Source organism: Streptomyces sp. NBC_00539 (assembly GCF_036346105.1).
Taxonomy (GTDB): domain Bacteria; phylum Actinomycetota; class Actinomycetes; order Streptomycetales; family Streptomycetaceae; genus Streptomyces.
On the sequence record NZ_CP107811.1, the window covers coordinates 3,447,011 to 3,461,350 of the forward strand.

Consider the following 14,340-nt stretch of genomic DNA (forward strand, 5'->3'; position numbering starts at 1 on the left):
GGGCGGCCCTGGGATCGGCCGCAGGTGCCGAAACGGGATCCGTCTCAGGTTGTAGTGCCGGGGCCGGCCGCACCACCTGTAGGTGGAGGAGCGGTGCCGGCGACGGGCGCCCGAGTCAGCCGTCGGCGCTCAGGACCAGGCCGGAGGTCGGTACCCCCGTTCCGGCCGTGACCAGGCTGTGAACGGCGCCCGTGACCTGGTTGGACGAGGTGCCGCGCAGCTGCCGGACGGCCTCGGCGATGCCGTTCATACCGTGCAGGTACGCCTCTCCGAGCTGGCCACCGTGGGTGTTGAGCGGGAGGGCGTCGGCGGCCACGAAATCGGCGCCCTCCCCGGGGCCGCAGAATCCGAACTCCTCCAGCTGCATGAGAACGAACGGGGTGAAGTGGTCGTACAGGATGCCGACGTCGATGTCCGAGGGCCGCAGGCCGCTGGTCCGCCACAGCTGACGTGCGACGACGTCCATTTCGGGGAGCCCGGTCAGATCGTCCCGGTAGAAGGAGGTCATGGCCTCCTGGCGGCGGCCGGCGCCCTGCGCCGCCGCGGTGATCACGGCGGGCGTCTGCCGCAGGCTCCGGGCCCGCTCGGTGCTGGTGATGATCAGGGCCTGACCGCCGTCGGTCTCCTGGCAGCAGTCCAGCAGACGCAGGGGTTCCACGATCCAGCGTGATGCGGCGTGGTCGGCCAGGGTGATCGGTTTGCCGTGGAAGTAGGCGGCGGGGTTGTTCGCCGCGTGCCGGCGGCCGGTGACCGCGACGTGCCCGAAGGCCTCGGGGGTCAGGTGGTACGCGTGCAGGTAACGCTGGGCGGCCATGGCCACCCAGGACGCCGGGGTGAGCAGCCCCCAGGGCAGTGACCAGCCGAGTGCCGCGCCTTCCGCGGATGGTTCGCGTTGCTGGACCCCCGACCCGAAGCGGCGCCCGGAACGCTCGTTGAAGGCCCGGTAGCAGACCACCACCTCGGCTACCCCGGTGGCGACTGCAAGGGCGGCCTGCTGGACCGTGGCACAGGCCGCGCCGCCGCCGTAGTGGATCCGGGAGAAGAAGGAGAGCTCCCCGATGCCGGCCGCCTGCGCGACGGTGATCTCGGGGCTGGTGTCCATCGTGAAGGTGACCATCCCGTCGACATCGGCGGGGGTCAGCCCGGCGTCGTCGAGGGCGGTGTGGACGGCTTCGACGGCGAGCTTGAGCTCGCTGCGGCCGGAGTCCTTGGAGAACTCGGTCGCGCCGATGCCGACGATGGCGGCCCGGCCGCCCAGTTCGTCCCTGATCCGGACGCTCACTGCGCTGCCTCCCGTGCGTCCAGGGACACCGTGACGGTGCCGGTGACGTGGTGCCCGATGCCGTTGGCTCCGACCACCCGGATCTCGGCGGTGTCCCCGTCGAGGGCGGTGACGGTTCCGGTGAGGGTCATGGTGTCCCCGGGGTAGTTGGGGGCGCCGAGGCGGATGGCCACCTTGCGCAGGGTGGCTGCCGGCCCGAGGTGGTCGGTGATGTACCGGCCGACCAGGCCGTTGGTGGTCAGGATGTTCATGAAGATGTCCGGGGAGCCCTTCTCGCGCGCGAGCTCGGCGTCGTGGTGCACGTCCTGGTAGTCCCGGGAGGCGATGGCGCCCGCGACGATGAGCGTGCGGGTGATCGCGATCTCCAGCGGCGGCAGTGCGTCACCGACCCTCATGCTTCCTCCCGTTCGTGCGTCTTCCGGGCAGCCCGCGCCTCGGGCGGGGCCTCGGCCAGGAGCGTGCCCAGCTCCGCCAGCAGCTCGCTTCCGCAGCCGAGGTAGGCGTCCAGCTGGCGGCCCCACAGGAAGTGGCGGTGGACGGGGTGGTCCAGGTCGGCGCCCATACCGCCGTGCAGGTGCTGGCCGGCGTGCACGACCCGCTTGCCCGCCTCCGAGGCCCACCAGGCCGCCGTCAGCGCGTGCTCGCCCGCGGGCAGGCCCTCGTCGATGCGCCAGGCCGCCTCGTACGTGGTGACCCGGATCGCCTCCGTGTCCATGTGGGCGTCGGCGGCGCGGAGCATGACGGCCTGGTTGGTGGCCAGCGGCCGGCCGAACTGTTCACGGGTGGATGTGTACGCGACGGCGCGGGCCAGCGAGCCCGCGCAGACGCCCGCCTGGAGCCCGGCGAAGGCGGTACGGGCAACGGCGAGGACGTCCTCGTAGGCCTGGGGGCCCTGCCCGAGCGGTTCGGCCCGCGCACCGGTCAGGGCCAGCCGGCCCGCGGCCCATGGCGCGGTGGTCTCCACCGCCGAGGTTTCCACACCGGGCAGGTCGGTCCGTACGAGCCACAGGGACCGCTCCGCGTCCGGGACCAGTACGTGCGTCGCATCGCGCAGCCAGGGCACGACCGGGACGGTTCCGGTGAGCCGCCCGTCGGGTGCGGCGGTGATCCTGCCCCGGGCGGGGAAGGCCCCGGTAGCCACCGCCTCGCCCGTCCCGAGGGCGGGCAGCAGCCGGGCGCGCTGGTCCGCACTGCCGTGCCGGACCAGGGGGAGGATCCCGTAGGCGCAGGTCACCGCGTACGGCACCTGGGCGGTCGTGCGGCCCTGTTCCTCCAACAGCAGCACGAGGCCGAGCAGGCCGACGTCCTCGACGGCTGCGGTCAGCCCGGCGCTCGTCAGGGCCTTCCACAGTTCGGCGTCGCTGCCGCTGCCCGCCGCCGCGAGGCGCTCGTGGGTGGCGAGGTCGCGGAAGATACGGGCGGCGAGGCCGGCCGCGTCGGCCTGCTCCTCGGTGGGACGGAAGTCCATCAGCCCTCGCTCCCTCGGAAGACGGGCAGTTCCAGGTCCTCGTCCACGCGCAGGAACTCCAGCCGGACCGGCAGGCCGATGCGCACCTTGTCGTAGGGGACACCGGTGATGTTGCTGATGATCCGGACTCCTTCGGCGAGTTCCACGAGTGCGACCGCGTAGGGAGGGTCGAACGCAGGGAAGGGCGGGTGGTGCATGACGACGTAGCTGAAGACCGTGCCGGCCCCGTTCGCCTCGACGGTGTCCCAGTCGGAGCCGGCGCAGGCAGGGCAGCCCGGGAGCCAGGGGAAGCGGAGGGTGGCGCAGGCGGTGCAGCGCTGGATCAGCAGCTTGTGCTCGCGCACCCCGTCCCAGAAGCCCTGGTTGTCGCGGTTGATCACGGGCCGCGGGCGGCGCGCCGCGGGTGGTCGCTCCTGCACGGCCCGCTGGGCGGGCGCGAACTTGAGGATCCGGAAGCGGTGGGTGCCGGCGGGCTCGCCGTTCGCCCGCACGTCCATCCGGGTCGTCACGAAGTGGCCGGTGCCGAGCTTGGTCGTCTTGCGCGGGGAGACCGACTCGATCACTGCGTCGAAGGTGACGGCGTCCCCGGGGCGCAGCGGGCGCAGGTACTCCTGCTCGCAGTCGGTGGCGACCACCGAGGTGCACCCCGCGCCGTCCAGGAGCGCGAAGAGCTCGTCGTAGGCGCAGGAGCGGTCGCCGTGTCCGGAGAGGCCGCCCATCGTCCAGACTTGCAGCATGGTGGGCGGGGCGATCGCGTCCGGGCCGGTGTAGGCGGGATTGGTGTCACCCACCGCCTCGCACCAATGACGGATCATCGGTTCGTTCACGAGGTCCTTGGCGCGGCCTCCGGAGGCGGCGGGGCGCCCTTCGAAGTCTTTCAGCAGCGCGTGGAACCGGGCTGCCTCCTCGGCGTCCCCGGCCGGGTCCGCGGTCATCGCTTCCTCCCCTTCATGCCCAGCCGCATCATGGCGACGATCTCCCGCTGGACCTCGCTGACCCCACCGCCGAAGGTGTTGATCTGGGCGGCCCGGTTCATCCGCTCCAGCTCGCCTCCCGCGAAGCCCCCCGGCCCTCGGACGAGTGCTTCCTCTCCCACCGCCTCCTGGCACATCCGGTACACCTCGACGGTGGACTCGGTGCCCAGGAACTTGACGCCGCTCGCGTCCCCGGGGGCGAGGGTGCCGTCGGCGACGTCCTGGACGAGGCGCCAGTTGAGGAGGCGTACGGCGGCCAGCCGCGCATGGGCCTCGGCGAGGCGGGACCGTACCCAGGGGTGGTCCGCCGGCCGTTCCCCGGTGACGGGGTCCGGGGTGCGGGCGTGGCCGAGGGCGCGCTCGTAGAAGTCCTCGGCCTGCATGCCTATGGCGGCCAGTGCCACGCGCTCGTGGTTGAGCTGGTTGGTGATCAGCCCCCAGCCGCCGTGTTCCGGTCCGACGAGGTGGCCCGCGGGCACGCGGACGGAGTCGTAGTAGGTGGCCGTGGTGGTGAGTCCGCCGACCGTCTCGATCGGGGTCCAGCCGAAGCCGGGCGCGTCGGTGGGCACCAGGATGATCGAGATCCCCTTGTGCTTGGGAGCCTGGGGATCGGTGCGGCAGGCGAGCCAGATCCATTCCGCGTTCTGGGCGTTGGAGGTGAAGATCTTCTGCCCGTCGATCAGCCAGTCGCCTTCGGGACCGCCCTGGCGCACGGCTCTGGTGCGCAGTGAGGCGAGGTCGGTGCCGGCCTCCGGCTCCGAGTAGCCGATGGCGAAGACCAGCTCGCCCTTGAGGATGCCCGGGAGGAACCTGTCCTTCTGTGCCTGCGTCCCGTACCTCATCAGGGTCGGCCCGACGGTGTTGAGGGTGACCATGGAGACGGGGGCGCCGGCGCGGTAGGCCTCGTCGAAGAAGACGAACTGCTCGTCCGCTCCGCGTCCTTGACCGCCGTACTCGACTGGCCAGCCGAGGCCGAGCAGGCCGTCCTCACCGATGCGCCGGAGCAGTGCGCGCTGGGCGGTGGGGTCCTCGGGTGGTCCGTCGGGCATGAGCGCGCGGAAGTACTTCCGCAGTTCGCAGCGGAGCCGCAACTGGCTTCCGGTCGGGGCGAGGTGCACGCGCGGGCCTCCCGGCTTCACATCGACGAGTGGAACTGACTGTCCGTCAGATTTCTGGTCGGTGTCAAGGTGGCCGACGAACGGCCCGGTGAACCCGTTCGGTCCGACATGCAGAAAAGGGCCGCGCCGTCCGGGAATCCCGCCGTCTCCCGGGCCTGCGACCCTGCGATGCCACGCTTCACGCCCCGCGCACCCCGGCGCCGCCGGGGATCAGTCCATCGCGCCCGCTGCCGGGGCGCCTCGGGCGCGATCCGCGGCCGTCACCGGCCGGGCTCCAGCGCCCGCTGTTCCACTCGGACCCGTACTGCGTACTGCCCGTCTACGCGGCGAGCTCCAGCTGCCCGGCGACGACTCGGACGCGCCCACCGGCGGCGACGGCCGCGGTCTGCCGGTCGGGGCCGTCGGCGGCGGGCGGAGCGGTCGGCTGCCCGACGGCTCCGGCGGGCCCACCCGCGGCGAGGGCCGTGGTCGAACGGCGGACGGAAGGGTTCTTGCCGTGCGCTTCGGCCCGGATCCGCTGCTTGATCGTGGGCGGGAGCGAGCCTCCGCGCATCATCGCCCGCCACGTCCGCCGCGCCATCATCGCCGGCCGGCGCCGGGCCGCCGGAACCACCGGAGCGACCAACGTCGCCGGGGCGGCGGAGACGGCCTTCACGTCGAAGCCGAGTGCGGCGAGGATCGCCACGACCGCGGCGAGGACGGTGGTCCAGAACGACGTGACGGTGCTGCGGAGAGCCATGACGGGTCCCTCATTTCGCGATGTTCCGAAGGGCGGATCTGAATACATTCGTCATGATGGTTCCGCAACCGCACGAACCCCACCACGCACGCCGATCTTCCGACAAACACCACTCAAAGGGACCAATGCCTCTCAGGACCGGCGCCGCCCCCTCCCGCCCGCCCCGCTCACGACGAAGGGGCACCCCGGTCCGGGGTGCCCCTTCTGATCAGCGCGTTGTCTGACCTGGTGCGGTGGGTGTGGGATTTGAACCCACGGTGACTCGCGCCACGACGGTTTTCAAGACCGATCGCGTGGCGTAACTCCCACTCCCCTTCACCTGGCCTTTTGACTCCGTCAGCCGGTCGTCAGCCGGCGCCCTGGCCAGAGGATGGCCACAGTCATGATCATTCGGCGTGTCCACCACCAACCCTGGATTGCCCCCTACGCACTGAGGTTCCCCTCGCATTGCCCTCCCGGGGAATGGTGGGGCGCCGCTACGATCAACCTTGCCGGGCGACGTACGAGGGGGGATCGTCCGATGAAACACCTGCCAGCGCTGGACCCAGACACAGGCTTTCTGCCTCCGGGGCGGTACGCGGCGAGCCTCGATGTGCTGTATGCCGAGTTCGTCGAAGCACTTGATTCGCCTAGGCGCCGGGAGCTCTGGTCAGAATGGGAGCATCACCGCGCGGCCGTCGAGGCTTGGACGGGAGAGATCACCCGCTTGTGGGTGGGGGGAAGCTTCATCAGTGGCAAGCAAGAGCCGAGCGATGTTGATGTCACCTACCTGCTGAGGTCGGAGGTCTACGACCGCCTCGATCAGGAGTCACTCGTCTCCCTCGGTGAGCTGACGGACCAGCCCTGGTGCACCGAGCATTCCATGCGAATAGACGCATATGTCGTCCGATTGCCAGACGCGATGCCCTTTTGGCAGATGATGCCGAGCCTCTTCACAAGCGCTACTAGCGAGTCATTTAGGGACATCGGGCTCTACGATGAAGTTTGGCAGCGAACCCGAGCGTCCTCAGACCCAGCGGGGCGTCTGGGCGAGCTGCGCCGAGGATACGTGGAGGTGCTGCTATGACGGCCCCCGCCCCATTCCCCGACCCGGCTGACAAGGAAGCTGTGCGCCGGTGGATGCGGGAGAACAGGCGGACCGGTGCGGGGACCCCCGTACCGACTACGCCGGAGGAGTTCGCTGCTGTTCAGCGCCGCCGGCTCCTTCGGGCTGTCGATGTACCCGAAGCAGCGGAGCTTCGGTCCCGCCTCGACTTGGCTCTCACCGGCGAGGCCACCAGCCAGCACACGGTGCGCGTGTCGGTCCTGGGACCTTTCCTCGCCAATTTTCAGGAGTCGGTCTCTGCGGTTGCGCAAGCCCTGACGGGACGGCCAACCAGTAGCGCGTCGATTCCGCGGAGCATCCGCGAGGCCACCGCGCTCAGCGCGTCAGCTGTGTTCCCATCGTCCTTCGGCATTGCTGTCTACGGTCCGCAGGGTGATGGGGCTGACGGGCTCTTCCCCGAGCCTGCTGGTGAGGCGCGACCCATCCTCGACAACGCGTTGGACACTGTCCTTGACGTTGTGGATCTCTCTGAGGGTGCAGGCCAAGCAAACGAGCTGTTGGCGGAGAAGCTTGTTCCTCTCGGGCAACGCGCGATGAAGCACCTCGGAGCGCTGACTGCGGGGCTTACTGAGGCGAGGCTGGGGCTGCGAGTCGCCTGGCACGCACCGAATCAGGAGCCGAGGCATAGCCAGTGGAGCCCAGTCGGAGCCGAACGCGTGCGCTATCTCTGCGAGCACAGCGAGTTCGACAACGCCGAGATCATTCGTCTGGTCGGCTGGCTCGGAAGCGCAAGCGCCCTCCGAGGGACTGTTGAGATCAGGACGGACAATGGGCAGGTTATTCAGGCAAGCACTGACGAATCCCTCACCCCCCGCCTTGCGCAGTACTTCGGCAACAGGGTGGAGGCCGAGGTGGAAGTGACGAGAGTGACGTCAGCCGGAGGGCGCGAACGGCGGATTTTCGCGATCCTCGGGTTGAGCAATCTGTAGTTCTTGCGTGGCGTGACCGTTCCTCGTTGTCGCCAGAGTGACCGGGCCGTAGCACATCCGGCCCGGTCACGCTCCGACCGACAGCAATTCGCCCACCTGACGTGCACTTCGGGCCCTACCAGCGCCCCGTTGAGGCATCAACGGTGAACAACCTGAACAAGCGCACCCGTCGCGTGATCGTCGGACAGCGCCCCGAATGCGCCGGGATGACCCCGACGAGGGAGTTCTTTCTGCTGCGAGGTGGTGAGGCGAAGGCCCCGCCTATGCTTCTCCCCATAGTCGGGAGGTGTCTGCGGCGTTAGCTGACGATGTCGACAGAAGTCGTCGTCAGGCGGCGAGCAGTCGAACTCCGTCATGTGACCGTACATGCGGCACCGGACCGTCCAAGGCGTCCGCGACCCGTACGGCGAAGACTTCCTTCATGGCCTCTTCCGCCTCGGCGGGGGTGAGCCAGCGGACAGCCGTTGACTCGTCGGACAGTTGCTCCACCCCGCCGACAGGCCGACACCGGAAGACGAGAGCGATCACGCCGAGCGCGAGGTTTTTGTAGACCCCGGTGAGCCGTTCCACCTCGACGGTGATCCCGGTCTCTTCGGCCACCTCGCGCAGCACGCCCTCCTCGGGTCGCTCGTTCCGTTCAAGGATGCCGCCGGGCGGCTCCCAAGCGCCGTTATCCGCGCGCCGGATCACCAGCACACGACCGTCATCTCTGATGACGATTCCGGCGACCGAGACGGAGTGCAGCGGCCTCTCGGCGGTAGCGTTAGTCATATACATGAGTCTAGGAGAATCAGCAGAGTATGCCTCTCTCGCCAGCACGTGACGCGGGCCGCCCGCGCTACCTTCAAATCGCGGACGACCTCAGCCAGCAGATTCAGGAAGCGCTTGGGGACCCTCTGGCCAGGCTTCGCCCCGGGGAGAAGGTGCCGAGCGAGTCCGAGCTCATGGAGCGGTACTCGGTCGCGCAGGGGACCGTCCGCAAGGCGATGACCGAGCTGAGGGTTCGCGGCCTGGTCGACACGCACCATGGGCGTGGCTCTTTCGTCCGGAAGGCTCCGCCGGTACAGCGAAAATCCAGCGACCGGTTTCGCCGCTCGCACAGGGAGGGCGGCAAGGCCGCGTATCTGGCTGAGGCCGAGCAGTCGGGGTCGAAGCCCAGCGTCCGCGTCCTCTTCGTCGGCCAGACCGAGGCCCCAGCCGAGGTGGCCGCGCGCCTTGGGCTGGAGCCGGGTACCAAGGTGCTCGCGCGGCGCCGGCTCTACTACAGCGACGGCGTCCCCACCGAGGAGGCGACGTCTTACCTCCCGTGGGACCTTGCCGAAGAGATCCCGCAGCTCAGGGAGGAGAACCCGGGGCCGGGTGGGATCTACGCGCGCATCGAGGAGCGCGGGGACCTTCTGGTGGAGTTCCGGGAGACGGTGCGCGTTCGTCTCGCCACCAAGGAAGAGCAGGGCTCGCTCAGTCTGAGCCCGGGGGCACCGGTCATTCACCTTATGCGGGACGCTCAAATCAAGTCAGGTCGAGTGGTTGAGGTCTGCGACACACTCATGAGTGCTGACCAGTTCGTTCTGGAGTACCGCATCCCTGCCGACGACTGATGACCCACCATATTTGAGTCATCCCGCGACGCGACTCGCTGCCCCGCGGGTTGACTCCTCTACAGGAGTGCAGCACTCTCTTACTCATGACTCCTGCACAGGAGTACATGACTAAGGGACTGAGTGGGTCTATCTCGGGCCGCTCAGACGCCTGTACCGCGTTCTGTCCGCATGACTTCGCTCCGGCGGTGCCCCGTACCCACGGGAGAGCCTTCCTGGCCTACCGCGCGCCGTCGGAAAGCGCTGGTTGCTTGAGAACTGAAGAGTGTGGTTACCGCCTCCTGTAGCTGAAAAGGCGGTCAGCGCGGCACAGGTTCGCGCACTCAACTCCCGCAGCACTTGCTGCGGCCGGTTGCCTCCTCCGCCCGTCCGCCGCCTCCCGCGGCGTACGGGCGGGGTCGCAGGGAGCCGAGCACATCCCGCTCCACTCGCAATGCAGTGCAGCCCCCGGCGTTCCCGCGCCGGGGGCTGCCGAGTCCCGTTCCTCCGTAGAAGGAGCAAGACCCATGAAGCCCATCGCTGCACTTCACGACGTTGTTACCCCATGGTCCGACGGCTTGGAGCCGTCGGACGCGGAGCTGGACGCGATCGAGACCGAGATGCCCGTGGTCCTGGCCGAGGTCGAGTTGCTGGACGCGCTGATCGCGATGCTGGACCGGCCCGCGTCCGAGTTCGACGCCCGCCGCATCCGCCGGGCCCACAACCGGGTACTGACGGCCCGCCGGAACGCGGCCAACCGCGCCACCGGTACGCAGGTCTCGGGGGACGCGGCATGAACGAGCGCACCGACATGGCGTATGCCGACCTGCTGGACGCGATCGTGGAAGCCCTGGACGTGCCGCTGCCGTCGATCGCGGAGGCGGACGAGCGGCTCTACTACAGGCTGCTGGAGCGCCGGGCACTCGCCGTACGGATCACCCTCAGGGCGAATCGGAACGTCAGCCGGGACCCCCGGCTTGCCACCGGCACGATCCGCACCCGGACCGCCGAGGAGCCCGTCACCTACACCCCATACGAGTTCGAGAAGGACGGGGAAGAGCGGTGACCGGCCGCCCGCTGACCGGAGCTCAGAAGTTCGTCCTCGGCCTCGCGTTCGCCCCGATGCTCACCACGGGCGCGGCCGGCGGGTACGGCACGTACTCCAACATCAAGGGCGCTTATAACTCCGGTACCGCCCTCGGCGCGGTCGCTGCGGGTGAGGGTGCCACCGCGGTACTGGCTCTGGTGTTGCTGGGGCTGACCATGCTGGGGCAGTCTTCCCCGGCCGTGGTCCGCGCCGGGCTGTGGGCCCTGCCGGCCGCCGCGTCGGCCATGTCGGCCGTCGCCGCACCGGACGGGCCGCGCACGGTCATCTACGCGATCACCCCTCTGGGCATGTCCGTCTCGGCCGAGGGCATGGCCTTCCTGGCCCGGCGGATCGTGGTCCACGTCGACGGCCGGGACGCCGAGTCCGATGCGCGGGCCGCGGCCGTGGTCCAGGCCCTGGCTTACCACCGCGCCCGAGCGGCCAACCACCCCGACGCGAAGATCCGGAAGCGTTCGGACCGGGCGTCGTGGCGCCTGGCCCGCAAGGTCGGCACCGCGGACACCACGCTCGGGGCCCGGCTGCTGGACGTGCAGCGGGAGCGGATCACCACCGGCGCGGACGTCGCCCTCGGCGACATGTTCGCCATCACCGTCACACCCCCCGCCGAGCCCGTCACGGGTGGCCGTGACGCCGTCACGGCGGCCGTGACTCCCGCCCTCCCTCCGGCACCCGAACCGGGTGCAGGACAGGGGTCCGTCACGGGTGGGCGTGACGGGGAAGACACGCAGGTCAGCGACCCGCTGCCCGGGCTGGAAGAGGAGGGCGTCACGCCCTCCGTCACGCCTGCCGTCACGCCCGTGACGCTTAACGAGGTCGCCGTCATCGCCGGGGTGCCCACGCCACTGATCGGGGAGCCGCTGACCGACGAGCAGATCGTGGTCGTCCTCCGCTATCTGCGCTACTCCGATGATCCGCCCCTGTCCTACCGGCAGAGCGCCGCCGCGTTCCGCGAGTCCGGATTCACCGGCGGCGAAGCCCGCATCCGCGGCGCCTGGGCCACCCTCATGGCCCAGGAAGAAAGCCCCCGGTGACCACCCTGCCCGTCTACCGGTGGCGCCTCGCTCCCGACGGACTGGCCACCCGCCGCCAACTCCGCGCCGCCGGGCTTCGGCCCGGCGGACAGGACGTCGCCGCACAGGTCGAGCGGCCCCGCCGCCGGCGCGGCCCGCTGGTCGCCTACCTCTACCGCATCGACCAGGCGAGGCCGGTGCGGCCCATGACCGCCCGCCGGGCCGCGGCCCTCGCCAAGGCCAACGCCGCCCGCCGCCACTGCCCCTCCTGCCGCCGGGACGCCGGGTACGTGATCCCGGCTTCCCTCGGCATGTGCGTCCCGTGCGCGGACGCCGATGATCAGCGCCCCGCCTGAACACCCCGACTCGAATCAGGAGTTTCACGTGACCACGCCCGACGCACAGACCACCACCCCCGCCCCGGCCGCCCAGGGTTCGCACTTCTGGACGCTGACATTGGAGCTGCCTGGCCAGGCGTCGATGACGCAGAGCGGCACCTACACCCCGCCCCCTGGGACGACCCGCTACGACGCGTTCCAGGCCCTTCGCCGGTACGTGATCGCCGATCACCCGGAGATGGCCCGCGCGACCACCTTGTTCTTCGCCCTGGAGTCCAACCGGCTCTGACCCCGTGCGGCCCAAGCCCTGGAAGGAGGGAGCCGCCATGTCCGGTATCGACTGGGACGAGGAGTTCACCCGCATGAACACCGAAGCCCCGCCAAAGCCCAGCACGTCGTCCAAGTTCTCCGCCACGATCGGCAAGATCGGCGGGGTCCGCCGCAACACCGCCGCCCTTGCCGTGTGCGGCACGATCGCCGTTCTCGCGGTGTGCGGCACGGTCGTGGCCGTCACCAGCATGCAGGGCGAGCAGGCCGCCCAGGACCGTGCGCGGGACAAGGAGCGGGCCGCGAACGCCCTGGTTGAGGCAGAGGCCGACAAGCAGCGGGCGCAGACCGCCGAAGCCGCGGCCAAGACCCTGTACGAGCGGGAGATGACCGTCTACCAGGAGTGCATGAAGGTCAGGGCGGCGGCGGTGGCCAAGGCCGCCTCGTACGAGGTGTCGAAGATCCCCGCGTGCGAAGCCCCCAAGAGTCTGGGCGCCGCCCCCAGGAAGCAGGAGCCCGCCGGCAGTGCCGGAGACGGCATCACGTCCAGCCCCTGGCTGTGGGTGGCGCTCGTCGGCGGCGGCGGTCTCCTCGCCTACAAGAAGCTCTCCGCACCCTCCGGTTCTGGTGCGGTCACCCCCGTGAACAACAAGGGATTCACCTTCGAGAAGGGTGCGTGAGATGACGCTCCAGTTCTTCGCCCTGGCCCTGTTCTGCTGGGCCCTGTTCTTCACCTTCAAGAAGACCAAGGGAAAGCAGATGGCGATCTGCCTGATGCTAATCGTCTCCGGGATTTTCCTGCCGTACACACCGTTCAGCGACGAGATCCGCAGCACCCTCGAATCCGTCTTCAACACCGCGAACAGCACGGTCAGCACCATCGGTACGTCACGCTGAGCCACCATCCGTGCCGGTTACTGGTTACCGGTTACAGCCCACAGACACCGCCTCGAACCGCCTCGTGCGGCCCGAACCGGCGTCCACAGGGCCTGTAACCGGTAACCGGTAACCCTCCACGACTACAGACTGTCACGTAAGGAGGCTCGTGGAACTCCTCGTTCTCCTCGCCATCTCCTACCTCGTCGGCGCCAACAACACGCACGGCGCATACGAGAAGGCGGGAATCAGCAAGCCGCCACCGAAACCGAAAGCCAAATGGTCGCCGACGAGGGCGCCGGACACTTTCCGGAACGCCTCCTACAACGCGGCGGCGAAAGCACATTACGGGCTTCTGGCGGGCGCCCACTGGGCCGGTGGCCTGCGTGACGGGTGGCGTTCCGCCTACATGAAAAAGCCGGACACCGCCCCTTCCGGTTCGCCGTCCGCAACCTCGCCCGGGGCGCCATCCGCGCCCTACGCGCCGTCCGCGCCGACTGCCGGCGCCACCGTGCCGCCCAAGCCGACTGTGCCCCCGAAGCCCACCACGCCCCCGACTCCGCCGCCCGCGGAGGCGCCTGCCACGCCTCCGCCGGAATCGACCATCCCGGCGCCCGGCACCGTCCCTGCCCCGCCGCCCGTCACGATTCCCGAGCAGATCAGGAAGGACCCCGCGATGCAGCCCAACCCGCCCGTACCGCACACCGCGACCGTCGACACCAACGGCGTCCACGTCACCACCGCCGCAGGCAAGACCCGCACCTACAGCGGCGGTGAGGTCATCACCCTCACGCAGGTCATCGACCTTGCCGAAGGCGCGGCCACCCTGTGCCAGTCCAGCACCGAGACCTGCCTGGAACTCGTGGACGAGTCCGCCCAGCTTGCCGCGGACTGCGACGTGCTCATCGCCGAGATCACGGAGAAGGGCGTCGGGGAGAACCTCATCGGCAAGTGCGAGCACCTCAAGGAACAGCTCGACCTCCAGGCCGCCGCCGCCAAGAAGCTCCACGACCAGATCCAGGGCGGCGAGGAAGCCTGTCGGACCGCATCCGCGAACGCCGAGGTCCGGCACGGCCAGATCTTCCGGGCCGTCGCGGACTCCCCGCTGACCAAGCCCGCCGAGCGCGACTTCTACAACGCCCGATAGGAGAACGAATGTCTGTCACCGAATCCCTCCAGGACGCCGTGACCTACGCGGCCCTGCGGACCAAGCTTGCCTGGCTCACCCACCAGGTCCACACCCACGCCGAGACCGTCACCAAGCTGACCACCGACGTGGATGAGACCGCGGAGCAGATGCAGGACGCCGCCGAAACGATGAAGGCGCTGGCCGTGGATGCGGCCACCACCGCCGAGTTCGCCGACGCGGCCCTGACCATGACGGGCGCTAAGGAAGCCGCCGGCGCCTACACCGCGGCGGCGGACAGCGCGGCCGCGGCGGCCGACGACGCCAAGACGACCGTCGAGTCCGACCACGGAGGCATCGCCGACGCGGTGGACACCTCCCCGGTCGAGATGGCCGAAGCCGCCTTCTACACCCAGCAGTAAG

The 14,340-nt window shown here is 69.6% G+C and carries 19 protein-coding genes; 12 read left to right on the forward strand and 7 right to left on the reverse strand.

Features of this window, described 5'->3' with window-relative positions; all coding sequences use genetic code 11:
- Positions 1-115: 115 nt before the first annotated feature.
- The 6 genes from OG861_RS15330 to OG861_RS15355 form a co-directional block, all read right to left on the reverse strand.
- Positions 116-1,282 carry a lipid-transfer protein gene (locus OG861_RS15330; RefSeq protein WP_329196815.1) on the reverse strand — a complete coding sequence of 389 codons (1,167 nt, stop codon included), beginning with the start codon at positions 1,280-1,282 and terminating at the stop codon, positions 116-118.
- Positions 1,279-1,677 carry a MaoC family dehydratase gene (locus OG861_RS15335; RefSeq protein WP_329196813.1) on the reverse strand — a complete coding sequence of 133 codons (399 nt, stop codon included), beginning with the start codon at positions 1,675-1,677 and terminating at the stop codon, positions 1,279-1,281. Before OG861_RS15335 ends, OG861_RS15330 begins: the two co-directional genes overlap by 4 nt.
- Positions 1,674-2,750, reverse strand: coding sequence for an acyl-CoA dehydrogenase family protein (locus OG861_RS15340; protein ID WP_329196811.1), 1,077 nt, complete (start codon positions 2,748-2,750; stop codon positions 1,674-1,676). The genes OG861_RS15335 and OG861_RS15340 overlap by 4 nt, the downstream gene beginning before the upstream one ends.
- Complete coding sequence (locus OG861_RS15345; RefSeq protein ID WP_329196808.1) at positions 2,750-3,685, reverse strand: bifunctional MaoC family dehydratase N-terminal/OB-fold nucleic acid binding domain-containing protein; 936 nt, start codon at positions 3,683-3,685, stop codon at positions 2,750-2,752. Before OG861_RS15345 ends, OG861_RS15340 begins: the two co-directional genes overlap by 1 nt.
- Complete coding sequence (locus OG861_RS15350) at positions 3,682-4,842, reverse strand: acyl-CoA dehydrogenase family protein (RefSeq protein WP_329196806.1); 1,161 nt, start codon at positions 4,840-4,842, stop codon at positions 3,682-3,684. Before OG861_RS15350 ends, OG861_RS15345 begins: the two co-directional genes overlap by 4 nt.
- Positions 4,843-5,161: 319 nt before the next feature.
- Positions 5,162-5,581 carry a DUF6344 domain-containing protein gene (locus tag OG861_RS15355; RefSeq protein WP_329196804.1) on the reverse strand — a complete coding sequence of 140 codons (420 nt, stop codon included), beginning with the start codon at positions 5,579-5,581 and terminating at the stop codon, positions 5,162-5,164.
- A 520-nt stretch (positions 5,582-6,101) separates the two neighbouring features.
- On the opposite strand from OG861_RS15355, the gene OG861_RS15360 reads away from it, so the two are divergent.
- Both OG861_RS15360 and OG861_RS15365 read left to right on the forward strand, forming a co-directional pair.
- Positions 6,102-6,647, forward strand: a complete 546-nt coding sequence (locus OG861_RS15360; RefSeq protein ID WP_330261732.1) for a DUF6932 family protein — start codon at positions 6,102-6,104, stop codon at positions 6,645-6,647.
- Entirely contained in the window at positions 6,644-7,615 is a 972-nt protein-coding gene (locus OG861_RS15365; RefSeq protein ID WP_330261733.1) for a hypothetical protein, read from the forward strand. Before OG861_RS15360 ends, OG861_RS15365 begins: the two co-directional genes overlap by 4 nt.
- Before the next feature lie 327 nt (positions 7,616-7,942).
- On the opposite strand, the gene OG861_RS15370 is transcribed toward OG861_RS15365, so the two are convergent.
- Positions 7,943-8,386 (reverse strand): NUDIX domain-containing protein, encoded by a 444-nt coding sequence (locus tag OG861_RS15370; protein ID WP_330261734.1) that lies wholly within the window; start codon positions 8,384-8,386, stop codon positions 7,943-7,945.
- Between the two features lie 29 nt (positions 8,387-8,415).
- Between OG861_RS15370 and OG861_RS15375 the strand changes: the two genes are divergently transcribed.
- The 10 genes from OG861_RS15375 (at position 8,416) to OG861_RS15420 (ending at position 14,339) form a co-directional block, all read left to right on the forward strand.
- Positions 8,416-9,213 carry a GntR family transcriptional regulator gene (locus OG861_RS15375; protein ID WP_330261735.1) on the forward strand — a complete coding sequence of 266 codons (798 nt, stop codon included), beginning with the start codon at positions 8,416-8,418 and terminating at the stop codon, positions 9,211-9,213.
- Positions 9,214-9,719: 506 nt separating this feature from the next.
- The gene (locus OG861_RS15380) at positions 9,720-9,989 is read left to right on the forward strand and encodes a DUF6284 family protein (protein WP_330261736.1); all 270 of its coding nucleotides are present in this window, start codon (positions 9,720-9,722) and stop codon (positions 9,987-9,989) included.
- Positions 9,986-10,258 (forward strand): hypothetical protein, encoded by a 273-nt coding sequence (locus OG861_RS15385; protein ID WP_330261737.1) that lies wholly within the window; start codon positions 9,986-9,988, stop codon positions 10,256-10,258. Before OG861_RS15380 ends, OG861_RS15385 begins: the two co-directional genes overlap by 4 nt.
- 56 nt (positions 10,259-10,314) lie before the next feature.
- Positions 10,315-11,331: a hypothetical protein gene (locus tag OG861_RS15390; RefSeq protein WP_330261978.1), complete on the forward strand. Its 1,017-nt coding sequence runs from the start codon at positions 10,315-10,317 to the stop codon at positions 11,329-11,331.
- Positions 11,328-11,666, forward strand: coding sequence for an RRQRL motif-containing zinc-binding protein (locus OG861_RS15395; RefSeq protein WP_330261738.1), 339 nt, complete (start codon positions 11,328-11,330; stop codon positions 11,664-11,666). The genes OG861_RS15390 and OG861_RS15395 overlap by 4 nt, the downstream gene beginning before the upstream one ends.
- Positions 11,667-11,694: 28 nt before the next feature.
- Positions 11,695-11,937 carry a hypothetical protein gene (locus OG861_RS15400; RefSeq protein ID WP_330261739.1) on the forward strand — a complete coding sequence of 81 codons (243 nt, stop codon included), beginning with the start codon at positions 11,695-11,697 and terminating at the stop codon, positions 11,935-11,937.
- 37 nt (positions 11,938-11,974) lie between these two features.
- The gene (locus OG861_RS15405; protein ID WP_330261740.1) at positions 11,975-12,595 is read left to right on the forward strand and encodes a hypothetical protein; all 621 of its coding nucleotides are present in this window, start codon (positions 11,975-11,977) and stop codon (positions 12,593-12,595) included.
- A gap of 1 nt (position 12,596) precedes the next feature.
- Entirely contained in the window at positions 12,597-12,812 is a 216-nt protein-coding gene (locus OG861_RS15410; protein ID WP_330261741.1) for a hypothetical protein, read from the forward strand.
- Between the two features lie 655 nt (positions 12,813-13,467).
- On the forward strand, positions 13,468-13,938 hold the full coding sequence (locus OG861_RS15415; protein WP_330261742.1) for a hypothetical protein: 471 nt from the start codon (positions 13,468-13,470) through the stop codon (positions 13,936-13,938).
- An 8-nt stretch (positions 13,939-13,946) separates the two neighbouring features.
- Complete coding sequence (locus OG861_RS15420; protein WP_330261743.1) at positions 13,947-14,339, forward strand: hypothetical protein; 393 nt, start codon at positions 13,947-13,949, stop codon at positions 14,337-14,339.
- The last annotated feature ends 1 nt before the right edge of the window (position 14,340 follow it).